General features: G+C 38.6%; 22 protein-coding genes. 21 read left to right on the top strand and 1 reads right to left on the bottom strand.

Features of this window, described 5'->3' with window-relative positions; translation table 11 throughout:
• Positions 1 to 220: 220 nt before the first annotated feature.
• Positions 221 to 1,612: an alanine/glycine:cation symporter family protein gene (locus tag TJ68_RS02815; protein WP_052327268.1), complete on the top strand. Its 1,392-nt coding sequence runs from the start codon at positions 221 to 223 to the stop codon at positions 1,610 to 1,612.
• 261 nt (positions 1,613 to 1,873) lie between these two features.
• Here the strand turns inward: TJ68_RS02815 and hemQ are convergent, their stop codons facing one another.
• Entirely contained in the window at positions 1,874 to 2,623 is a 750-nt protein-coding gene (hemQ, locus tag TJ68_RS02810) for a hydrogen peroxide-dependent heme synthase (RefSeq protein WP_040928620.1), read from the bottom strand.
• A gap of 133 nt (positions 2,624 to 2,756) precedes the next feature.
• Here hemQ and TJ68_RS02805 point away from each other — a divergent pair, with 133 nt between their 5' ends.
• The 20 genes from TJ68_RS02805 to TJ68_RS02710 form a co-directional block, all read left to right on the top strand.
• Positions 2,757 to 3,533, top strand: a complete 777-nt coding sequence (locus tag TJ68_RS02805) for a lipoate--protein ligase family protein (protein ID WP_052327267.1) — start codon at positions 2,757 to 2,759, stop codon at positions 3,531 to 3,533.
• A gap of 13 nt (positions 3,534 to 3,546) precedes the next feature.
• Positions 3,547 to 4,836: an HD domain-containing protein gene (locus tag TJ68_RS02800; RefSeq protein WP_040928618.1), complete on the top strand. Its 1,290-nt coding sequence runs from the start codon at positions 3,547 to 3,549 to the stop codon at positions 4,834 to 4,836.
• A 22-nt stretch (positions 4,837 to 4,858) separates the two neighbouring features.
• Positions 4,859 to 5,365 (top strand): YwhD family protein, encoded by a 507-nt coding sequence (locus tag TJ68_RS02795; RefSeq protein WP_040928617.1) that lies wholly within the window; start codon positions 4,859 to 4,861, stop codon positions 5,363 to 5,365.
• A gap of 180 nt (positions 5,366 to 5,545) precedes the next feature.
• The gene (locus TJ68_RS02790) at positions 5,546 to 5,929 is read left to right on the top strand and encodes a YwiB family protein (protein ID WP_040928616.1); all 384 of its coding nucleotides are present in this window, start codon (positions 5,546 to 5,548) and stop codon (positions 5,927 to 5,929) included.
• Position 5,930: 1 nt separating this feature from the next.
• Positions 5,931 to 7,574 (top strand): arginine--tRNA ligase, encoded by a 1,644-nt coding sequence (argS, locus tag TJ68_RS02785; RefSeq protein ID WP_040928615.1) that lies wholly within the window; start codon positions 5,931 to 5,933, stop codon positions 7,572 to 7,574.
• Positions 7,575 to 7,602: 28 nt separating this feature from the next.
• Positions 7,603 to 8,442 (top strand): ABC transporter substrate-binding protein, encoded by an 840-nt coding sequence (locus TJ68_RS02780; protein ID WP_040928614.1) that lies wholly within the window; start codon positions 7,603 to 7,605, stop codon positions 8,440 to 8,442.
• On the top strand, positions 8,435 to 9,376 hold the full coding sequence (locus TJ68_RS02775; RefSeq protein ID WP_040928613.1) for a FecCD family ABC transporter permease: 942 nt from the start codon (positions 8,435 to 8,437) through the stop codon (positions 9,374 to 9,376). The genes TJ68_RS02780 and TJ68_RS02775 overlap by 8 nt, the downstream gene beginning before the upstream one ends.
• Positions 9,377 to 9,411: 35 nt before the next feature.
• Positions 9,412 to 11,379, top strand: coding sequence for a S9 family peptidase (locus TJ68_RS02770; protein ID WP_040928611.1), 1,968 nt, complete (start codon positions 9,412 to 9,414; stop codon positions 11,377 to 11,379).
• Positions 11,379 to 12,467 carry a M24 family metallopeptidase gene (locus tag TJ68_RS02765; protein ID WP_040928610.1) on the top strand — a complete coding sequence of 363 codons (1,089 nt, stop codon included), beginning with the start codon at positions 11,379 to 11,381 and terminating at the stop codon, positions 12,465 to 12,467. Before TJ68_RS02770 ends, TJ68_RS02765 begins: the two co-directional genes overlap by 1 nt.
• Positions 12,468 to 12,481: 14 nt before the next feature.
• The gene (aspA, locus tag TJ68_RS02760; RefSeq protein WP_040928609.1) at positions 12,482 to 13,894 is read left to right on the top strand and encodes an aspartate ammonia-lyase; all 1,413 of its coding nucleotides are present in this window, start codon (positions 12,482 to 12,484) and stop codon (positions 13,892 to 13,894) included.
• 17 nt (positions 13,895 to 13,911) lie between these two features.
• Positions 13,912 to 14,133: a type II toxin-antitoxin system RelB family antitoxin gene (gene relB / locus TJ68_RS02755; protein ID WP_040928608.1), complete on the top strand. Its 222-nt coding sequence runs from the start codon at positions 13,912 to 13,914 to the stop codon at positions 14,131 to 14,133.
• A gap of 131 nt (positions 14,134 to 14,264) precedes the next feature.
• Positions 14,265 to 15,872 (top strand): alanine/glycine:cation symporter family protein, encoded by a 1,608-nt coding sequence (locus TJ68_RS02750; RefSeq protein WP_040928607.1) that lies wholly within the window; start codon positions 14,265 to 14,267, stop codon positions 15,870 to 15,872.
• A 138-nt stretch (positions 15,873 to 16,010) separates the two neighbouring features.
• A complete protein-coding gene (locus TJ68_RS02745) occupies positions 16,011 to 17,363 on the top strand; it encodes an IS1096 element passenger TnpR family protein (RefSeq protein WP_040928606.1) in 1,353 nt (450 codons plus the stop codon).
• A gap of 1 nt (position 17,364) precedes the next feature.
• The gene (locus tag TJ68_RS02740; RefSeq protein WP_040928605.1) at positions 17,365 to 18,141 is read left to right on the top strand and encodes a hypothetical protein; all 777 of its coding nucleotides are present in this window, start codon (positions 17,365 to 17,367) and stop codon (positions 18,139 to 18,141) included.
• Between the two features lie 19 nt (positions 18,142 to 18,160).
• Positions 18,161 to 19,354 carry an amidohydrolase gene (locus TJ68_RS02735; protein ID WP_040928604.1) on the top strand — a complete coding sequence of 398 codons (1,194 nt, stop codon included), beginning with the start codon at positions 18,161 to 18,163 and terminating at the stop codon, positions 19,352 to 19,354.
• Between the two features lies 1 nt (position 19,355).
• Positions 19,356 to 20,189, top strand: a complete 834-nt coding sequence (locus tag TJ68_RS02730) for an NAD(P)H-hydrate dehydratase (RefSeq protein WP_052327266.1) — start codon at positions 19,356 to 19,358, stop codon at positions 20,187 to 20,189.
• Between the two features lie 145 nt (positions 20,190 to 20,334).
• The gene (locus TJ68_RS02725; protein WP_040928603.1) at positions 20,335 to 21,000 is read left to right on the top strand and encodes a YveK family protein; all 666 of its coding nucleotides are present in this window, start codon (positions 20,335 to 20,337) and stop codon (positions 20,998 to 21,000) included.
• Positions 21,001 to 21,004: 4 nt separating this feature from the next.
• On the top strand, positions 21,005 to 21,694 hold the full coding sequence (locus tag TJ68_RS02720) for a CpsD/CapB family tyrosine-protein kinase (RefSeq protein WP_040928602.1): 690 nt from the start codon (positions 21,005 to 21,007) through the stop codon (positions 21,692 to 21,694).
• The gene (locus tag TJ68_RS02715) at positions 21,694 to 22,461 is read left to right on the top strand and encodes a tyrosine-protein phosphatase (protein WP_040928601.1); all 768 of its coding nucleotides are present in this window, start codon (positions 21,694 to 21,696) and stop codon (positions 22,459 to 22,461) included. Before TJ68_RS02720 ends, TJ68_RS02715 begins: the two co-directional genes overlap by 1 nt.
• Positions 22,462 to 22,478: 17 nt before the next feature.
• A partial coding sequence (locus TJ68_RS02710; protein WP_040928600.1) for a polysaccharide biosynthesis protein occupies positions 22,479 to 24,199 on the top strand: 1,721 nt, incomplete at its 3' end.

Here is a 24,199-nt window from a genome sequence, read left to right as displayed (position 1 = left end):
AAAATTATAATTAACAAAAACCGGGTCCGACGACCAGGATATGTTAAATAAACCCGGATAATTAACAAAATCGCGATATTTTTGTTAAATAAATCCGCACAAAAGTGTATTTTCTCCTTTTAAAGATGAAAAACCACTCCCAGTCCGTGCACCCACCACTCCAATGTTTAAAAATAAACGTTTAGTGCTAAAGTACATAGTAACTTAAGGGGTGAAGTGTATGTTAGATCAATTTTTGGCGTTCGTTGATAGGGTGAATGGCGTCATATGGGGGCCGGCGGCCTTAGTCTTTTTAGGTCTCGTCGGGATTTATTTAACAGTTGGTACGAAGTTCGTACATATTAAAAAATTTTTTAAAATTATTAAACAGACGTTTAGTGGGTTAAATGACGATAAAGATGAAAAACAAGAGGGTGACTTAACATCGTTACAGTCGATGTTTGTATCGTTATCTTCTGTTATCGGTATGGGAAGTGTCGTTGGTGTTGCCAGTGCGTTAATTAGCGGAGGGCCTGGTGCACTTCTTTGGATGTGGATCGCTGCCTTTATCGGAATGGTGATTAAATACTCTGAAATTATTTTAATCGTCATGTTCCGTGAGCAAAAAAGCGACGGTACATACGTTGGAGGGCCTGCACTATACGTGCGTAAAGGTCTAGGCATAAAATATTTAGGTGAAGTAATCGTTGTACTTATGGTACTTGTCTGTCTCGCGAGTGCGATGATTCAGTCTAACGTGACGGTGTCGAACATGACAAATATCGCACCGAACTTATCGAATTACTTGTATATCTTAGCAGCAGTTAACGTCGTGATTGTTGGGATCGTTATCGTTGGAGGAGTTAAACGTATCGGAAGTGTCGCAGAAAAACTCATTCCGTTTATGTCGCTTTTCTACATTATCGTCGCGACGATTGTGATTATTATTCACTATAAAGATATTATTCCTGCAGTACAGCTTGTGTTTTCATCTGCATTTAGTCCGGCTGAAGCAGGCGCAGGATTTGCAGGTTACGGCATTATGAAAGCTATGCAGTATGGAATCGCGCGTGGATTCTTCGTTTCAGGAGCAGGACAAGCAGTGTTCACAGTGTCTCACGCACCAGCACGTGTTAAAAATCCAGTCGAACAAGCAGTGTTTGGTGTAACAGAAGTATTTTTAGTCACTGTCGTCTGTACATTTACAGCGCTCGCACTACTGACGAGTGGAGTTGAACTTGAAGGACAAGACGCGGGTACAATCGTTGCACAAGTATTCGGAGATATTTCACCGTTATTAGGTATCGCAGTTGGTATCGCGACGATTTTATTTGCATATAGTACTGTAATCGGACTTGGTTACGTCGGTGAATCGCAACTTTCAACAATTATTTCAACTAAGAAAGCGCGCATCTATCGCTATATCTTTTTAGTTGCGGTATACATCGGTGGAATCGGAGGATTAAAAGCCATTTGGGATTTAACAGACGTTTTCTTAGGACTTGTCATGTTCGTAAACTTAATCGTTATGCTTCTTTTAAGTAAAAAGATATTCAAAGCGAGCAATGACTACTGGGGAGATGAAGGACAAAGTAAGGGACTCACTGCAGGGTGCAGCAATATCAAAAAATAACTTTTCAACATTACAGTTTAAAGATAAAAAAATAGCCTGTACTCGTTAAGGAAATTCTCCCAACGTGAGTACAGGCTGTTTTATTTATTTTTTGCGTTTTTTCTTTTTCTTCGTATCGTCTTCACCGAGTACTTTGTCGACGACTTTTGCGACGACGATCGGTGCTAAAAATACAATTGCACGTTTAACTAATCTTTTCATTCGTTTTTCCTCCTGACCGAGATACTATACTATACTCGTTTTCAGGAATTTTCAAACGTTTTAAATTTGGAAGAACTCTTGTAATCCTTCTTTTCTTAAACGTACACCGACGTAGAAGTCGCCGAACACACCATAGCGCGCACTTGTTTCGTCGAATCTCATTTCGTAAATAATGTTTTTGAATTCGAGCATATCGTCAGATAATAGCATGACGCCCCACTCGTATAAGTCGAGTCCTTGTGACCCTAAAATGTACTGTTTAATTTTACCTGCGTATTTACGACCAATCATTCCGTGGTCTCTCATTAAATCACGGCGACGTTCGATTGGTAACATGTACCAGTTATCGTCGAGGTCACGTTTTTTATCCATCGGATAGAAACAGCAGTACTGTGCGTCCATTAATTCTGGATATAATCTGCTTCTTACATATGGGTTTTCGTACGGATCTTCGTCTGAATCTTTCGCGAGGTAGCTCGACATTTCAATCGCTGAGAAGTACGAATACTCAGGAATTAAGAAGTCGCTAATTTTTAACTTGTTCAGTTCGTTTTCAAGCGCGTTTAATTCTTCAACAGTTGGGCGTAAGAACCAAAGTAAGATGTCTGCTTTTTGACCAGTAATGTTGTACATCGTGTGGTCGCCTTCTTTTTTCTCGCTGACTGCTTCGCTCTTTTCTAAGAACGTTTCAAACTCGCGAACGATTTCCTCTCTTTCTTCATCAGTAAGCATTCTTAACGCTGGCCAGTCTACGTTATATAAAAGATGTAAACTCCACCAGCCGTCTAAAGTTTTAACTGCTTCGCTCATTTATATCTCTCCTTAAAATATTTACCTAATTTTAGTGTACAGTCTGTTCGGCTGAATTCAAACACCAAATATCGAAAATTTGTGACAAAAGCAGTATAATATTGCTATGTCAAGAACTTTAGGAGAAAAGCCATTGCAAAACACCGTATTATTTTATCCAAAAGAGTATACTGAACATCCGTTTGATTCGTTTGCATATGACGATGTGCTTCAACACCTCGTATCAGATGATGAAATACCTCGCGTCAGAAGCTGGGTGCATGACAACTTTATAATACTCGGTCTTCAAGATATGCGTTTAGAACATCTCGACGAAGGGTTAAAAGTACTTCGTGAAAAAGACTATCATTACATCGTTAGAAATAGTGGTGGACTTGGAGTTGTGCTAGACGGTGGTGTGCTAAACGTATCGCTCGTCATTCCGAAAAAAGACGCTCCGTCGATCGATGACGGATATGACAAGATGCTTGAAATCATTCAAAAAAGTTTTCCAGAATTAGAAGTTAAAGCATATGAAATTGTCGGTAGTTATTGCCCGGGAAGTTATGATTTATCTGTCGACGGTAAAAAATTTGCAGGCATTTCACAGCGACGCATTAAAGAAGCGGTTGCTGTACAAATTTATTTAGCCGTAGAAGGTTCCGGAAGTAAACGCGCTGAAGTAATGAAAGATTTTTATGACGTAGCGTCAAATCCACCGAGGTTAGACATGAACCCGGATGTCATGATTTCTTTATCAGAACTGATAGACGGATTAACGGTGACAGAAGCTGAAGAGAGAATATTAAAAACGGTAGAAACGCTCTTTGGTGTCATTCAAAAAGGTGAGCATTTAACTAACGACGCACTCGATTTATTTAATAAACAACGTGAGCGCATGGTGGAGAGAAACGAACGTTTAAACGATTGAGGTGATATCGATAATGACCGATTATAAATACGAGCAACTCGAATCAGAAAAAGTGTTTAAAGACCCAGTCCATAGTTATATTCACGTGACAGACCGTATTATTTGGGATCTTATAAAGACAAAAGAATTCCAAAGGCTTCGCCGAATTAAACAACTCGGTACGTTATATTTCGCATTTCCGTCAGCTGAACATTCACGGTTTACACATAGTTTAGGCGTATATGAAATTGTTCGTAAAATGGTCGAGAACTTTTCACGATATGACAAATGGACAAAAGATGACCGGCTACTCGCTTTATGTGCTGCGTTATTACACGATGTCGGGCACGGACCGTTTTCACATTCGTTTGAAAAGATTTTCGGAACAAACCACGAAACGTATACTAAAAAAATAATACTCGGGGACACAGAAGTAAACCGTGTATTAAAGTGTGTTGACGAGTCGTTTCCTGAAGCAGTTGCGAGCGTCATTGCACATACTCACGAAAACAAACTGATTATCTCGATGATATCGAGTCAAATTGACGCAGACCGAATGGATTACTTGCAGCGTGACTCGTATGTGACAGGCGTTGAATATGGAAAATTCGATATCGATCGTCTGCTTCGAGTGATGGTCCCTTCAAAAGATGAAGTACTCATCAAAGATAGCGGTATGCACGCAGTCGAAGATTATTTAATGAGTCGCTATCAAATGTACTGGCAAATATATTTCCACCCGGTATCACGTGGAGGGGAAGTGTTGCTGACACTAATTTTTAACCGTGCAAAAGAACTGTACGAAAGAGGCTACGTCTTTAAACAGCCGCCGAAGTATTTAATCCCATTTTTCGAACAGCGTGAAACTGTTCATGATTATTTAATACTCGACGAGACGGTTATGAATTTTTATCTTCAAGAGTGGGTGGAAGAGGTCGATGAAATACTCAATGAACTCGCTGACCGGTTCGTGAACAGAAAATTATTTAATTACGTGCCGTTTTACGATGGGTTTATTACGTATTCAGAATTAGAAAATTTATTTGAAACAGCGGGCATCGACCCTAAATACTTTTTACTTACAGATAAATATTCTGATATGCCGTATGACTACGACCGACCAGGGTCTTCGCGTCAGCCAATTCACATATTAAAAGAATCCGGCAGCATTCGAGAAATTAGTGCAGAATCAGTTGTCATACAAGCAATCACAGGGCTCGACCGGTCGAATGCGAAGTTATATTATCCAAAAGAGAAAGTGATGCGTATTAAAGATGATACAATTCGTACCAAGATCTTAAACTTATTAAATGAGTTATCTTAAATGATGTTTAGGAGGATTAACTGTGTCAAAAAAACCAGGATTTCAATTTAACATTATAAAAAATGACGAGTTAGATGGTCATAAAGGAGCCATGATTATTGAAGACGTTGCGCCAGTGTATATTGAACTCACAGAGCAACGACCATTCGTCGATATGGGTGGCCTTCACGGGCGTGCAAAACCGGAAAAAGCCGTCAAATGGTTTACAGATATGAGTGAAGCATTAGAAGAAGAAGGCGAGCGTAATGATTATAATTTAATATGGATGGCTTTAGATAAAGACGAACGAGGTGTGTATTATAGCGGAGTGACGTCGTGTTACTTTATGACGAATAAAGTCGGACGTAGACGCCGCGGGTATAAAATGATGCACGAACACGTGAATAGTTTAGACCACGCAATGAAAGGACGTTATCGTCTAGAAGAATTAGACGACAAAACAAAACAAACGTTAATCGAATTTTTAAAAGAACGCGATCCAGTCGCGTGGGAAAACTCAACAGAACTCCACGAGTACCTCGGTGTATAAATATTAATTTTCATTTGATTAATTCAAAAAGAAAAGGTACAATAATCTTTAGTTATATCAGATAACTAAGACACTAAAGGTGGAGCGATTGCTCTGCCTTTTTTCTTTTATGTAACAGTCGTTTTAAAAAGAATCGACACTAAATTATGTTATAATTACTCATTATGGTGGTGACGAATTGTGTATCGATTAAAACAGACAATTAAACAAAAGAGTGGACGCGAAAACTTTTCACAAACAGTGAAAGTCGAAAAGATTTTAAAGGGAAATCGCACATTTTTAAAGTACGATGAAATACTGAACGGAGAGACTGTTCCAGTTATTTTAAGTATAGAAGACGACGTCGTGCGTATTATGAGAAGCGGCCCAGTGACGATGAAATTTCAATTCGTAAAAGGCAAGCTGACGGACACTGTCTATGAAACAGTCGCAGGGCGCCACCGATTTAAAGTGTATACGACTGAAGTTAAAACGGCTGAAGACGAGGTCTTTATCTCGTATAAGTTATTTGAAAACGATGAAATACTAGGACATTATAAATATCATTTAAAGAAAGAGGCATAATATGGACTTAAAAGCGCATTTAGTAACGGTTATTGAAGACGCACTCAAACAATCCGAATTAGTAGAAGAAATTCCACACATTAAAATTGAAATCCCAAAAGATAAATCTAACGGAGATTTCTCAACGAACATCGCGATGGCACTGACGCGTACGTTAAAGCGTAATCCACGTGAAATCGCAGAGGAAATCGTTCAACATATCGATAAAGAAAAAGGCGATATCCGTGAAATTGACATCGCTGGACCAGGGTTTATTAACTTTAAAATGAACGAAGGATCGCTCACTAAAATTATCGACGAAGTACTCGATAAAAAAGAAAACTACGGACGTAGTGAGAAAAAAGACGTAAAAGTATTATTAGAATTCGTTTCTGCAAACCCGACAGGATCACTCCACGTCGGTCACGCAAGAAACGCTGCAGTCGGTGATACGTTAGCGAATATTTTAGACTACGCGGGGTACGATGTCACTCGTGAATACTATATAAACGACGCGGGTAACCAAATTCATAATTTAGCATTATCTATTAACGCAAGATACTTTGAAGCGTTCGGAGAGCCGTTAGAAATGCCTGAAGATGGCTACCGTGGTAAAGATATTAAAGCGATCGGCGAACGTCTTAAAAACGAACATCCGGAATACAAAGATTTAGATGAAAAAACACGTATCTCTAAATTTAGAGCGCTCGGTGTCGAATATGAAATGGCACAATTAAAACAAGACTTACAAGACTACCGTGTCACGTTTGATAACTGGTTTAGTGAAACATCACTGTACGAAAAAGGTGAAGTCGAAGAAGCGTTAGAAATTATGACAAAAAATGGTCATACGTATGAAGCAGATCAAGCAATTTGGTTAAGAACGACGGACTGGAAAGACGATAAAGACCGCGTCCTTAGAAAAACGGACGGTACATACACGTACTTTATGCCAGACATCGCGTACCATTACGACAAATTAAGACGCGGTTATGATTTATTAATCGACTTATTTGGTGCAGATCACCACGGTTACATTAACCGTATTAAAGCGTCGATTGGTGCGCTCGGTGAAGACCCTGAGAAACTACAAGTAGAAATTATGCAGATGGTCCGTTTAATTAAAGACGGCGAAGAAGTTAAGATGAGTAAACGTACAGGTAATGCGGTGACGTTAAGAGAGTTAATGGACTTAATTGGTGTCGACGCTGCACGCTATTTCTTAGCGATGCGTAGTGCAGACACGCCGTTTGATTTTGACTTAGATTTAGCATTATCAGAGTCGAGCGAAAACCCGGTCTATTACGTTCAATATGCACACGCGAGAATTTGTAGCATTTTAAAACAAGCAGAAGAAGCAGGATTTAACTTAGATAGAAGTAAATCACTAGACGTGATCACGCACCCTCAAGCACTTGAGTTATTAAAGCAAGTCGGTAACTTTAAACGTACAATCGAAAGTGCGGCTGAAGCGCGTGCGAACCATAGAATTACAAACTATGTCGAAACCCTCGCATCAGAATTCCACAAATTCTACAACCAAGAAAAAGTGCTCGGCGAAGACAAAGAAAAAACATACGCGTATTTATTAATGATTGAAGCGGTACGTCAAACGATTGAAAACGCACTGACAATCATCGGTGTGAGCGCACCAAAATCGATGTAAAACTAAAATATAAGTGAGGTACTTGTCCATGAAGCGTGTTTTATTACTAATAGCCATCTTTATGTTATCTGCATGTAGCCAAGAAGACGATTCGAGCTTACGTATCGTATCTTTTGTCCCAAGTAACACGGAAATCGTAAGTGAGCTTGTCGGCACGGATTACTTTGTCGGTGTTTCATCAGTAGACAACTATCCAGAGTCTCTAAATGAAAGGGACATTGCAAGAATCGACACGTTTAACATTAATCCTGAAGAAGTGATTCAGTTGAATCCGACGCATATTATTTCACACGAATTTTTAAGTGAAAGCGCAAAAGCTGAAATTGACAAAATCGTTGAAGCAACGAATGCAGAAGTACTCGTCATTAACGATGCGAAAACGCTCGACGACGTATTTACGTCAATTAAACAGATCGGTGAGTTTTTAAATGTAACAGACAAAAGTGACGCGCTCGTTGCAAAAATGAAAGAAGAGCGTGAACAACTCATTGAACAATATAAAAATACCGATGAAAAAACAGCGTTTGTGTTAATCACTACGCCACCTGACATTTACGTCGCAGCCAATGATACATTTATGAGTAGTGTGTTAAATGACATTAACATCGTAAACGTGTTCGACGACTTACAAGACTTCCCGATGGTCGATGTTGAAGCGGTCGTTGAAAGAAGTCCAGAGTACCTCATTTCTGCAACAGGTATTTCCAAAGAGCAGGTGAGTCATGTCGTAAAAGATGAGAAAGCATTTAAAGACATGCCATTTATAGATGAAGGAAAATTATGTGTACCAAATGTCGATGAAATCTCCCGACCAGGTCCACGTATTCTTTCAGCGATGAAAGACATTGCGGAATGTGTCCATGAATAAAGAATATGTAGTGCTTGCGAGTATACTCATTGTAGTTATACTCGCATCTTTAGTTATCGGGACAATCAACGTATTTGAAGGTCATTTTAATATCGTGTATTCAATCCGATTACCGAGAATTTTATTTGCGGTATTAGGAGGTGCGGTCCTGTCTATTTGTGGTGCGGTATTTCAAATTTTACTGAATAACCGAATGGCAGATAGTTTTACACTCGGTATGGCGAACGGAGCAGTCATCGGTGCGGCAATCGCGATTTATATTAGTGCGTCGTTTTACTTAATTCCGTTATTTGGTGTCGTCGCGGGACTCATCTCACTATTTTTAGTGCTTTTTATCGCAAAGCAAATCGATTCAATGTTGCGACCAGAAACACTCGTCATTACAGGTGTACTATTTTCGACGTTGTTAAGTGGTGTACTATACATCATCATTATGCTCGATCCGACGAAAACGAAATCGATTGTACAGTTTATGTTCGGTAGTTTTTCAGGCAGTCGATATGAATTTGTTAGCCTCGTTTTCGTTTGTTTTATCGTCAGCCTTGTTGTGTTATTTAAATCATCACGCGACCTCGACTTACTGACGCTTGGTGAATTACGTGCGTTTAGTCTTGGTGTAGACGTTTCTAATTTACGACTAAAGTTACTAATCGTAATGGCGATTCCGTCACTCGTACTACTCAGTTTTACAGGGATTATCGGCTTTATCGGTATCATCGTGCCACAAATGATTCAGTACATTCGCCCAAGAAAAGCAAAAGAGCTGTTTATATTATCTGGATTATACGGTGCAATTTTACTCGGAGTGGTCGACACAATCGCGCGAACGATTTTGTCACCGATTCAACTTCCAACCGGCGTCTTACTTAGTATTTTTAGTGTGCCACTTATAATGTTTTTAATGTATAAGAGATTTCTTCAAAAGACGATATAAAACATGATAAAATTATTTTAGAAGGGGAGAATCTTATGAAGCACATTTCAATCGAAGATATTTTTAACATCAAATCCGTGAGTGCGCCAAAGGCGATTCCTGGACACGGTGCGACGTATTACGTTACAACTGTAAACGAAAAAGACAACAATTACGTCACGCATCTACACGAAGCGACAGATATCGGCTTAAAGCAGCTAACGTTTGATAAAGGACGCATCTCGCAAGTCGATCATTCTAGCGACGGGAACTTAACGTTATTTGTAGCTAAAGGAGATAACGATAAGCCTCAAATCTTTTTATTAAGACGTACTGGCGGGGAAAGAGAGCAGTTAACGTTTGAAGAAGAGGGCGTATTAAACCCGCGTTTTTCTAACGACGGCACGGCAGTATTTTATCATGTAAATATTAAAGAAGAAGACGACAAAAAAGAAGACGATGATAAGAAAGACGACAAAAAGCAACCCGTACATATTACGAACATGAAATACAAAATTGACGGTGCACCTGGACCGTTTGGTTATGTACCTGAAAAGAAGCAAGTCGTTAAGAAAATAGATATCGACACACGTGAAGTTGAAACCGTTTGCTCTGGTGAAGCGGATTATTCGTTTATGGCAGAGTTGTCTGACGGTATCATTTACACGACGAATGAAAGCGACGACCCGGACTTCAATTTTACGAACACGTTATACGTTCGTCGTAACGGTGAAGACAAAGTCGTGACACTTCAAGACAAATCAGTATACGGCGTTGAAGTGTCAAAAGATGAAAAACACGCGTTACTTTTAACGACAGATTATAACTATAAAAACGCGGCACACTTAACAATTGAGTTGTTATCACTCGACGACTTTACGTTGACGGACATCACTAGTAAGCTCGACCGACCAGCTGGGTCAGCAGTTGTTCAAGACGTTCAACAATATGAAGAGTCGCGCGTCGTTAAATTTGTATCAAACAAGGAGTTCGTGTTCTTACTATCTGAAGACGGTGCAGTGAATCTTTATAAAGGGAACATCGAAGGAGAAGTTCGTCCGCTACTTCAAAGTGAGCACAACATTTTCGGAATGGATGCTAGTGATGATACGGTATATATAACGATTTCTACACCAGTGTCACCGAGTGAGTTATATCAGTTCGATTTAGACACTGAAACACTGACGCAACTCACTGAAGTGAACAAAGAATTCGTCGACTCAAAGGAAATCGTTAAGCCAGAATCGATTCGTTTTAATAGTTTTGACGATGAAGAAATTCACGGTTGGTTTATGAAGCCAGCTGGATTTAAAGATGGAGAAAAATATCCGCTCGTTGTGAACGTGCACGGTGGACCACATGCGTTTTACGCACATACATTCTTCCATGAAATGCAAGTGTTAGCAGGACTTGGATACGCAGTATTATTTACAAATCCACGCGGTTCTCATAGTTACTCTCAAAAATTTGTCGATCACGTACGCGGAGACTACGGTAACACAGATTATAAAGATGTGATGGCGTCAGTCGATTACGTATTAGACACGTACGATTTTATCGATGAAGATAGACTCGGTGTAACTGGTGGAAGTTACGGCGGATTTATGACGAACTGGATCGTCGGGCATACGAACCGCTTCAAAGCTGCCGTGACACAGCGTTCGATTTCAAACTGGATTAGCTTTAGAGGGGTATCAGATATCGGTTACTACTTTACTGATTGGCAAATTCAAGCAGGCGTCGATGACATCAACACGTTATGGCATCATTCACCACTCAAATATGTCGACAATGTAGAAACGCCTTTACTCATTTTACATAGTGAGTATGACTTTAGATGTCCAATCGAGCAAGCGGAGCAGTTATATATCGAACTTAAATATCGTAAAAAGACAGCTGAATTCGTTCGCTTCCCTGATGCGGACCACAACCTTTCAAGAACGGGTCTTCCACATTTAAGAGTTAAACGTCTTGAATATATGACGGATTGGTTTAAAAAATATTTAAATGAGGAGAATCATTAATGAATCAAAAAGCACATAGTCTCATAGAAACACTAGAAACGGATTACGCGATTATTACAAATCCGATGAACGTATTTTACTTTTCAGGGGCTAACCTTAGCCCGCACGAGCGTCTACTCGCACTCATCATCGATAAAGAAAGCAAACAATCGACGATTGTCTATCCAAAACTCGATGAGGAAACAGTTAAGGAGGATGCTACAGTTGATGAGTTAAAACCACATAAAGATGGTGAAGATGCTTTTCAATATATATTTGAAAGTATTCCAGAAGGTAAAACAATTGGTGTTGAGGGAGATCATTTAACGTATGACCGTTATAAACGTTTACTTGAAAAGTATGATGATGAGAACATCACAGATATTTCTAACACACTCAGTGAACTGCGCGGTATTAAAAATGACGAAGACTTAGTCCATCTACAAGATGCTGTAAAAATAACAGAAGACGCACTCAACGAGTTATACAATATTACCGTTGAAGGTAAAACTGAAATGGAAATTGCGGACTTTTTAGTGGCAGAATTTAAAAAGCGAGGTGCAGTTGGGCCATCATTCGGACCAACAGTGCTTGCAGGTAGTAAATCAGCACTACCACATGGCGATTCAGGAGACCGTGTGATTAAAAAAGGTGACTTTTTACTGATCGACTTCGGTATCGTCACAAAAGAGAATTACGTATCAGACATGACACGTACGTTTTTCATCGGTGAACCAGATGAAAAACAACGAAAAATTTATAACTCGGTGTTAAACTCTAACTTAGCAGGTATTAAAGCGAGTACAGTCGGTACGAAGTTTAGTGACATCGACAAAGCGTCGAGAGACGTTATTGAAAACGACGGGTACGGAGAGTACTTTACGCATAGAGTCGGTCACGGATTAGGTCATGACTTACACGAAAGACCATCTGTTGATGACAATAACCACGACGTATTAAAAGAAGGTAATGTTATTACGATTGAACCAGGTATTTACATCGAAGGATACGGTGGAGTCCGTATTGAAGACGCGATATTCGCATCAGAAGAAGGACCAATCGTCATAAATGAATTTAAAAAAGATATAGATTCAATGATTTTAAAATAGAGTGAGGGTAAATTATGGCTCAGAATACAAGAATAGAATCTGATTTCCTTGGTGAAAAAGAAATATCAAACGATGCATATTACGGATGCCAGTCGCTACGTGCAAAAGAGAACTTTCCAATTACAGGACATACGTTAAATATCGATTTAATTCGTGCATTAGCGATGGTTAAAAAAGCTGCAGCAATCGCAAACTATAAAACATGCCAATTAGAAGAAGATAAAAAGAACGCGATCGTTCAAGCCTCAGAAGAGATTATTAACGGTGAACATATCGATCACTTTATCGTCGATTCGATTCAAGGCGGCGCTGGAACGTCTATGAACATGAACGCAAACGAAGTAATCGCAAACCGCGCACTTGAAATTCTCGGTAGAGAAAAAGGAGATTACGATTATATTTCTCCAAACAACCACGTCAATATGGCACAGTCGACAAACGACGCAGTACCTACTGCGATTCACTTAGCGATTATGATGCGCGCAGAGCGACTGCTTGACGCAATTGAACATATGGAAGAAGCATTTAAAGAAAAGTCAATCGAGTTTGACGGCTACATTAAAATGGGTCGTACGCATTTACAAGATGCGATCCCAATTCGTCTTGGCCAAGAATTCGGTGCATACGCACGTGCAATTGGGCGCGACAAAAAACGTATTCGTCATACACTTGAAGATTTAAAAGAAGTAAATATCGGTGCGACAGCAGTCGGTACGGGTCTTAATGCAAGTGTTGAATATATCGAACACGTCGTAAAAGAGTTAAGCGAGATTTCAGGGTATGACTTAGTATCTGCGGATAACTTAGTCGACGCAACCCAGTTTACAGATAGCTATGTACAAGTATCAGCGAGCTTAAAAATTATGATGACGAACATGTCAAAAATCGCAAACGACATTCGTATGATGGCGTCTGGACCAAAAGCAGGATTATACGAAATTAAATTACCAGGACGTCAACCAGGTTCATCGATTATGCCAGGTAAAGTGAACCCGGTAATGCCTGAGATGATTAACCAAGTGTCGTTCCAAGTATACGGAAACGACTTAACTGTATCACTCGCGTCAGAAGCGGGTCAGTTCGAGTTAAACGTTATGGGACCAGTGCTCGTTTATAACTTATTACAGTCTATCGACATTATGCATAACGGATTTAAAGCATTCACAGATTACTGTGTTGTCGGAATTACACCGAACAAAGAAATCATGGAAAACTACGTCAACGAATCACTCGGAGTCATCACGGCGCTCGTACCACATATCGGGTACAAGCAGTCATCAGAACTCGTAAAAGAAGCACTATTAACAGGAAAAGGTGTGCGTGAACTTATACTCGAGCACAGCATCCTCACAAAAAATCAGCTCGATCACGTACTCAACCCTTACGAAATGACAAATATCGGTATATCAGAATTACCAGAAGCATAGGAGAAGGAAGTGTTTTTATGCATGCAGTTAATATCCCACTAACAGACGAGGAATATCAATTATTTAATGAGTATGCACAGATTCACAATATACCTTTATCAACAATGCTAAAAGAAACACTCAAAGAGAAAATCGAAGATGATTTTGATGTAGCTTTAATCAGAGAATATGAGAATGAAAAGAATACTTCAGAAGTCTCATATACACATGATGAAGTTAAAGAGATTTTAAAAATATAATAATGAGTTAATTAGGCAAGGTCTAAATAAATTAGGCCTTGTCATTTTATTTCCTAAAAATAGTTGTAAAGGCTTACATTAAATATTATAATAGCAATATATTTATAAAACTTATGTTAGGGGGAATTCACATGGATTTTCTTGATAATTTGGTAGCGTTTTTATTAGATCTCGTATGGAGTAAACCTCTCGTTTATGGGCTTTTACTAACGGGGATTTTATTTACGCTTATGTTAAAGGTGTTCCAGTTGAGACACTTTAAGGAAATGATCCGTTTAATGTTTAGAGGAGAAAACTCACCGAAAGGGATTACGAGTTTCCAAGCACTTTCTCTATCACTAGCGGGACGTGTTGGTACTGGTAACATTGTCGGAGTATCTACAGCTATTTTCATCGGTGGACCTGGTGCGGTATTTTGGATGTGGGCAACAGCGTTTTTAGGTGCGAGTACAGCATTCATTGAATCGACACTCGGACAAATCTATAAACGTGAAGAACGCGGAGAATACCGCGGGGGACCTGCGTACTACATGGAGTACGGTATTAACAATAAGTTCGGTAAGATTTTAGGGATTACCTTTGCGATTGTAACGGTAATTGCAACAGGACTGTTACTACCAGGGGTACAATCAAACGCAATCGCGTCAGGATTACATAACGCATGGGGCATCCCACACTGGATTGTCGGAGCAGTTCTTGCGATTTTACTCGCTTTAATCGTATTCGGCGGATTAAAATCTATCGCAAACGTTGCAACAGCAATCGTGCCATTCATGGCAATTATTTATATTTTAATGGCAATTGTCATTATTGTAATTAATATTGCAGACGTACCTGCGATGTTCGCACTAATTTTTAAATCAGCATTTAACTTAGAAGCAACGTTCGGTGGTATTTTAGGTGCGATGATTGAAATTGGGGTAAAACGTGGTCTTTATTCTAACGAAGCAGGACAAGGAACAGGGCCACACGCTGCAGCTGCTGCAGAAGTTTCTCACCCTGCAAAGCAAGGGTTAGTACAATCATTCTCAGTATATATCGATACGTTATTCGTATGTACAGCAACTGCGCTCATCATTTTACTCTCAGGAACGTATAACACTACGGACGGTCAAACGTTAGCAGACGGACGTCCAAGCTTACTATTTGACGGTGAAGTTTACGTTCAATCTGCAGATGGCTCAAGAGACTACTCAGGAACAGCTATGTACGTTCAAGCAGGGGTAGACAAAGCGTTTGAAGGCGCATCATATGTCTTTGATCCAACATTTGCAGGATTAGGATCTAAATTCGTTGCGGTCGCATTATTCTTCTTTGCATTCACAACGATTTTAGCTTACTCATACATGGGAGAGACAAACATCTCCTACTTAACTCGGAACTTGAGTGATAATAGTACAAAAGTTGCCATCAACTTTGTACGTGCATTACTCATCTTCGCGACAGTGTTCGGTACAATTCGTACGGCAGCACTTGCGTGGGACTTCGGGGACTTAGGTGTTGGTATGATGGCTTGGCTAAACTTAGTCGCAATATGGTTCTTATTTAAACCAGCAGTGCGGGCACTAAAAGACTACGAGTCACAGATGAAAGAAAAAGGTTCTGGAAACTACGCGTTATATTCACCTTCTAAAGAAGAAGTGCCAAACGCGGTATTCTGGCAACATGACTACCCAGAGCGTCTAAATAAAACAGGCGAAATTGAAACGTTTAACGAATGGAAAACAAATAAAAATTAATCGTATTTAAAATAAAGAGCTTGAACACAACAGAATGTTGTTTCAAGCTCTTTTTATATTCATCTAAGTGTAGTCGGTTCTTTTATCTTTTAAGTGAAACAATGATAAAATAAATATAATGATAATGGTGGTGATGATATGGATTTACGTGCGTTTTTTAAAATATATTATAAAGATGATATGCTTTACCGTGCGCTCATTTGGTACAATACGGAGTTTTCTACGGTCGATGATTTTGTCGAATTTAAATTACAGAAACTAAATAATGGTGAAGAGATTCAGACACTTTCTCATGCGCTATCTATGGCTGAAGTTAAGCTGGTAGAACGTTTAAAAATGGAGAATGAAGGTCAAGACATCATTTATGTTGAAGAGAGTGAAGAACTTCTTGCGTTAAAAGAGTTTCAATATATCGTCGAGATACCGGAAGGTTCTGTCACACATTTTGATATTATTAAGAAGATTTACGATACGTTACTTAAAGAAGGTTTAATGAGCGACGTAAAAATGATGTTAGATGATAATGATATCGAGACGCCGAGTGATATTTATAAATTAACACCGATTTATACGGGTAACATTTTATGGTTGTATGATAATTTAACGAGTCGACATTTACGAGATATCATTCGAAAATTAAATATCACACATTATGGATCGTATAAAGATAGCTTTATTGAAACAGTCGTGAATTATTTAACGACGAAAGAATATATATCGCACGCACTCAGTCTCTTACCAAACGAAACAGTGGTACAGTTAAAAGAAAATGCAGAGAAGAACATTCACGTGTATGACAATAAAACGATGTGGCAAGAAGCAAAGTCACTTGGGATTTTAGTAGAAGTCCACCGCGATTATTTAGTCATGCATGAAGGAGTCTTAAATACTCTAAAAGACGTTGATATTAGCATTATCACGTCGGTCGACGAAAGTAAATATTTTAACGGCTATGAATTATTGTTAGTCATCGATCAAATACCATCGATTACGAGAAATGTGATTATTCCGACGCGTTTAAGCGGTCGAGAACTGATTGAAATTATAAAAGAGAGTTTTATTTGGAGGAATAGTGGAAGTTATATTTCGTTTAACAATCAAAAGTTTTACGAAAACAGTGACGGCATAGATGCATCGTTTATACAAGTCGATGCCGTATTAAAAGCGCATCCTAGCTTTAAATTCCATTATAAAAGTGAAGAACAATATACAGTAAATGTATCACTCATTAAAACCGTGACGACAGAACATTACGCACCTCGCGTGATTTCTCATTCAGGTGAGACTCCGATAGATAACGTTGGAGATATCGATACTGTAAAATCGATGCTAGAAATACTTTCACGTCCAGATCATATCGACTATAGCGTAGTGTACGAACGTGCGCGTACAAGGAATTATCGAGAGCGCTATCCGATTACAGCAATTAACGCACATATCGCAAAAATTATAAACCAAGAACGACCGTATTACGAAAAGAGGATGGACTAACATGGATCTCGCAACGTTTTACAACATGTATTTAACCGATGTTCATCTTAAAAAGATAGGTGAACAAGGGACGAATTTATATAAATTAATCGATGAAAAAATCGAAGAGGCAATGAGTTATCAGTACTTATCGATACTATCAGAATCACTCACACCAGACGAAATCGAGTTGATTACACGATTTTCAAACTTTCACCATGAGTCAAACGTACAAGTTGTGCCGTTTGATTTAGAAAAATATCCGTATCTAACTTTTAACCATCATCTATTATTTATAGGAGAAGGTGAAGGTGTCATTCATGAAGAAGTTATAGATGGGATATTACGAAGTTTTGGTAGACAAATTGAATTACCAACAGTAAGAGAAGATATCCACCTAAACAATGTCGATTTAAATCATGCGGAGTATACGACTGCGGTGAACTTATTTGAATATCCAATTATCGAATATTACAACATGCTCACTCGAGAAGAGCAGCTATATATGATTGCGAGTTATTTAAATATAGAATTCGATGAAACAACAACACGCGCGCAGTTAATCAACAGCATCAGCAAAAGTTTAACAAATAAACAACTGTTAAATATGATATTAGAAACGATGGAAGAAAAAGAACGTCACGCATTCTTACAAAAAATCGAAGCGGGTGAAATTCTATTTACGATGGAAGAGTATCCGTGGGAAGAAGTGATGATTTCTGGACTCGTGATGCCATATCAACCAGGAATCGCGATTATTAACGCGTCGATTTATGATATTTTAAAAAATGCAAATTAGAAAAAACGGAGGGCTTCTTATGAGTCTTAAAGAGAAATTGTTTAAAAAGCTTGAAGAAAAAGAAAATAAGATGATCGACATCCGTCGTCATTTACACCAGTATCCAGAATTATCTTTTAAAGAAGAAAAAACAGCGCAATTTATAGCGGATTTCTATAAAGATAAAGACGTAAAAGTGACGACACATGTAGGAAATGGTTACGGTATTATCGCTGAAATTAACGGTAAAAATAAAGGAAAGACGATTGGACTTCGTGCAGATTTCGACGCACTACCAGTGACTGAAGAAACGGGCTTGCCGTTTAAATCTAAAAACGAAGGCGTCATGCACGCGTGTGGTCACGATGCGCATACGGCGTATATGCTGATTCTTGCTGAATCTCTATATGAGTTAAGAGATGAATGGGACGGTACAATTAAAGTTATTCATCAGCACGCTGAAGAGGTGCCGCCAGGTGGTGCAAAATCAATTGTAGAATCTGGTCTTTTAGACGATTTAGACGAAGTATATGGCGCGCACGTTTTTCCAATGTTCGACACAGGGATCATCCAATTTGCGACAGGTAATGCGATGGCAGGATGCTCAAACTTTGATTTAGTCATCCAAGGAAGTGGCGGTCACGGCGGACTTCCGCATAATACGAGAGACGCAATCGTAGCAGCGAGTTATTTTATTACAAACATTCAAACGATTGTATCTAGAAATATGAACCCGCTAGATATGACGGTTATTTCAATTACTTCTTTCGAGGACGCTACTGGCGGATATAACGTCGTACAAGACAAAGTAACGCTCCGCGGGACAGTGCGTTATTTACAAGAAGAAAATAAAGAATTCGTCTATGAACGATTTAAAGATATGGTCGAAGGATTAGAGAAAGCATTTGACGTACAATGTAATCTGAATTACGACTTCCATTTCCCAGTGTTATATAACCATCCAAAAGAATCTGAACACGTTAGAGAGTTACTGAAAAATAGTATTGGAGACTATTTAACAGACGTACAAGTAACAGAACCACTCACAGGATCTGAAGACTTTGCGTATTATTTACAAAAAGCACCTGGGACATACATTAACGTCGGTGCAAAACCAGAGGGTGTAGAAGTTGCATATCAAAACCATCACCCAAAATTTGAAATTAATGAAAAATCGTTACTCATTTGTGCAAAATCTATTGGTGAAATAACGGTAGATCGTTTAGAGGCGTAATATGGATAGCTTCAAGCAAAAAGATGTAATAAGACTATGGTCAAAAAGACTGAAAGATTCTTATAAAGGGACGTACGGTAAAGTCGGTGTGATTGCAGGGAGTCGATTGATGCCTGGTGCTTCAGTCCTTGCTACAAAAGCTGCAGTGAGAAGCGGAGCAGGACTTACGACAGCAAATATTCCGGCTGAGAATTTTTCAATTCTAGGGACGCATGTCCCTGAAGCGATGTTGTACGATCGTAAAGATTCTTTAGAACAATTTATAGATGGACTCGACAGTATTTTAATCGGCCCAGGACTTTCGTCTTATGATGAGAAAGACGTACTAACACTTATTCAACAATTTAATGGGACACTCATCATCGATGCAGACGGATTATCACACGTGCGTCCACTTATTAAATATATTGAAAAAAGACCAGCTCCGACCGTCATTACACCACATCTCGGAGAAATGGCGCGTATACTCGGCGTCAGTGTTACAGAGGTAAAAGAAAATCAAGCACACGTCGCACAGCAGTTTGCTGAAAAATATAACGTGTACGTCGTATTAAAGGCAAGTCAAACAGTTGTGGCGACACCTTGTTCTGCGAGTCCGACGATTCAGAGTAGAGGGAACACAGGTCTAGCAAAAGGCGGATCCGGTGACGTACTCGCGGGCATGATTCTCGGGTTCTCTAATCGTTATGAAAGATTAGAAGATGCCATAAATAGTGCAGTATTTATGCACGGATACACAGCAGAATACGTCGCACGAACGATAGCAGTCGAAGCAATGACCGCCATGGACATCGTCGATTATTTAGGAGAATCGATGCTCGACGTACAAAAATAAACAGCCAGCACATTATAGACGGAGAGCTGGATGTATGTCATGTGTGAATGACTATCTTCAAGCGAAAAAAGGAACGTTATTACATATTGATACATAATAGATATATATATATAATAACGATATATAAACATACTCGGAGGAAGAAATGGAACAGACAATAGATTTAGAAGATTTATTTAAAATTATTAAGAAAAACTTTTTTTCAATTGTAGCTTTACCATTATTATTTGGAATCATTGCGTTACTGATTTCTATGTATTTAATTACACCAAAATATGAGTCGACGACTCAATTACTGGTCAACCAAAAAGAGAATGAGAACACGATATTAAGTCAGCAAGTTCAATCAAACTTGAAGCTGATTCAAACGTATTCAGAGATTATTAAAAGTCCACGTATTTTAGATGAAGTTTCAAATCGTCTAGATAATAGGTATACGACTACAGAAATTCAAAATATGCTAAATATTTCAAGTCAGTCGGACTCTCAAGTGTTAAACATCAGTGTTAAGAGTGAACACAGTGAATTATCAAACACGATCGCAAACACAGTCGCAGAAGTCTTCAGTGAAGATGTAGAAAACATTATGAATGTCGACAACGTGTCAATTCTTTCTGTTGCAGAAGGAAATGGAGAACAAGTAGAACCGAGAACACTAGTTAATGTCGCGGTTGGTATGTTTGTAGGATTTATACTTGCTGCGTTAATCATCTTTTTAAAAGAGGTACTCGATAAACGTATTAAAAATGAAGATGACGTTGCAGAATACTTAGATTTACCAGTGCTCGGTAGTATAGAAAAGGTGAAATAGTTATATGGCTAAGAAAAAGAAGACAATAAACCCATTAGAAACATATGAAAATCCGAAGTCTGTTTTAAGTGAGAAGTTCAGAGGGATTCGTACAAATATTACGTTTTCAACGCCAGATGGCAACGTGAATGCTATCGTAATCACAGCAGAACGACCAGATGTAGGAAAGTCATCAATTAGTGCGAATACTGCAATTACATATGCACAATCAGGAATGAAGACGTTAATTATTGACGGAGATATGAGAAAGCCTTCTCAACATTATCTGTTCCAAGAACCGAATGCACGTGGGCTATCTACAGCGATCGTTGAAGGAGAACCTATTGAACACTACGTCATACCGACTCGTGTAAATAACTTAAGTTTACTTACGGCGGGGCCAATACCACCGAACCCGTCAGAGTTAATTGCTTCACAACGTTTTAAAGAAATATTTGAAGAGTTAAAGACACAGTACGACATGATTATTATAGATACACCGCCGATTCTAACAGTAACGGATGCACAGCTATTTGCTAAACTAACAAATAACGCAGTACTCGTTATAGATGCGAGTCAGAACGATCGTAATGAGGTAATGCGAGGTAAAGAACTAGTAGAAAAGTCAGGCGCGAGAATACTTGGTGTTATTTTAAATAAAGCGACGTTAGATCAGTCTACAAGCAGTTACTACTATTATTATGGAGAAGAGTAATGATAGATATACATTCACATGTTTTAGTTGGTATTGATGATGGACCTAAAAATGTAGAAGATGCGATTGAACTTTTAAAGCAAGCAAAAAATGAAGGTGTAACGGATATTATCGTTACACCTCATCATTTACATCCGAATTGGGATAATGAAGCAAAAAATGTTTATGAAGGACTCGAATTTCTTAATGCTCAAAAAGAAGTTCAAGATATCGGTATAAAATTACATCCTGGACAAGAGATAAGAATTAAAGATGAATTGTTTAAAGAGTTAGATTCGAATCAGGCGATTGCTTTAGCGAATTCTCAATATATCTTAATTGAATTACCATCAGGTCATGTACCGTCTTCAACGAAGCAGATAATATTCGAATTACAAAAAAAAGGATATACACCAATCATCGCTCATCCAGAAAGAAATAAGGCGATCGCGAATGATTTGAAACTGTTATATGAACTTATTAACAGTGGAGCACTCGCTCAACTGACGACAACGTCATTAAACGGTGGCTTAGGGAAGAAGCTTCAACAAGTGAGTTTACAAATGATTGATTGTAATTTAGTTCATTTCATAGCATCCGATGCACATAACGTAGACAATCGTCCGTTTATAATGGACAGTCTATTTAGAAATAAGAAACTAAAAGCATATCATGACGAATTGAATCAAATGATCAAAAATGCTGAAAGTCTTTTAAATAAAGAAAGAGTTTATACGAACCGACCAGAAGAGCCTACACAACGTAAAAAGTTTTTAGGCATTTTTTAACGTGAAAGGAGATTCTCATGAAGCAACCATCTATTAAATTTAGAATTTTTCTATTAATGCTTATAGATTCATTAATAGTGACATTTTCAATTTACTTAAGTTATTACATACTAGAGCCTTATTTTGAAGGTTACTTGCTCAGCAAACTTTTATTAACCGCTGGAATTTTACTAGTCAGTCATCATGTATTCTCTGCTGTGTTTAATTTGTATCATCGAGCATGGGAATATGCAAGTGTAAACGAATTGCTACTCATTGTAAAAGCTGTTTCAGCTTCTATGATATCGACGATGATATTAGTATCATTATTTACACAGAGTCCCCCATTTTTTAGATTATATTTTATAACATGGATGATGCACCTTCTATTAATTGGAGGCTCAAGACTTTCATGGAGAATCATAAGAAAGCAATTTTTATCAGATAAAGATATTGAGAAAATACCAACACTTATCGTAGGTGCAGGTAGAGGTGGATCCTTGCTCATACGTCAAATGCTTACAACTCCTTATATGGGAATGGAGCCAGTAACGGTAGTAGATGATGATTTAAATAAGCAAGGAATGTCTATAACGACAGGGATTAAAGTACAAGGGACAGGAGAAGATATTCCTTCGCTTATATCAAAATATAAAATTAAAAAAGTGATTATTGCGATACCTTCATTAAAAAATAATCGATATAATGAAATTGCAAAAAAATGTGAAGGTATGGGTGTAGAAGTATTAAGAATGCCGAATATCGAGGAAGTAATGTCTGGTCAGCTAGAAGTTAGTCAACTAAAGAAAGTAGAAGTGGAAGACTTACTCGGAAGAGAACCGGTAGAACTAGACACAGCAATGATTTCAAAGCAATTAACAGGCAAAGTAGTACTTATCACAGGCGCAGGTGGTTCTATTGGTTCAGAGATTTGCAGACAAATATGCAAGTTTGGACCGGAAAGAATTATCCTTTTAGGACACGGTGAGAACAGTATATACTTAATACATAGAGAACTCACTGAGCAATATGGAGAAGCAATCGACATCGTGCCAATAATTGCTGACATTAAAGACAAAGAGCGAATGGAAAAAGTTATGGAGAAATATAAACCATTTGCAGTTTACCATGCAGCAGCGCATAAACACGTACCACTTATGGAATACAACCCAGAAGAAGCGGTACAAAACAACATCTTCGGAACGAATTATACCGCAGAAGCGGCCAAAAAAACAGGCGTAAGAAAATTCGTGATGGTTTCAACAGACAAAGCAGTAAACCCACCAAACGTCATGGGTGCAACAAAACGTGTCGCAGAAATGATTGTTCAAAGCTTAAATGATGAAGACAGTACGACAGACTTTGTCGCAGTAAGATTTGGAAACGTACTTGGTTCAAGAGGATCAGTAATCCCACTATTTAAAAAGCAAATAGAAGCGGGTGGTCCAGTGACAGTGACGCATCCAGAGATGACGAGATACTTTATGACGATACCAGAAGCGGCACGACTTGTACTACAAGCAGGTGCACTAGCAGAAGGTGGAGAAGTGTTCGTTCTAGATATGGGAGAACCTGTAAAAATAGTAGATCTTGCGAGAAAAATGATCCGTTTAAGTGGTTATAGTCAAGAAGAGATTGGTATCGAGTTCACTGGTATTAGACCCGGTGAAAAACTGTTTGAAGAGCTGTTAAATGAAGACGAAATACATCCAGAGCAAGTGTATGAGGGGATTTATAGAGGGAAAGTAGGAACTGTAAC

This window comes from Nosocomiicoccus massiliensis, assembly GCF_000438455.1.
GTDB lineage: Bacteria > Bacillota > Bacilli > Staphylococcales > Salinicoccaceae > Nosocomiicoccus > Nosocomiicoccus massiliensis.
The sequence above is the reverse complement of the archived record's forward strand: the minus strand, read 5'-3'. Positions and strand labels throughout refer to the sequence as shown.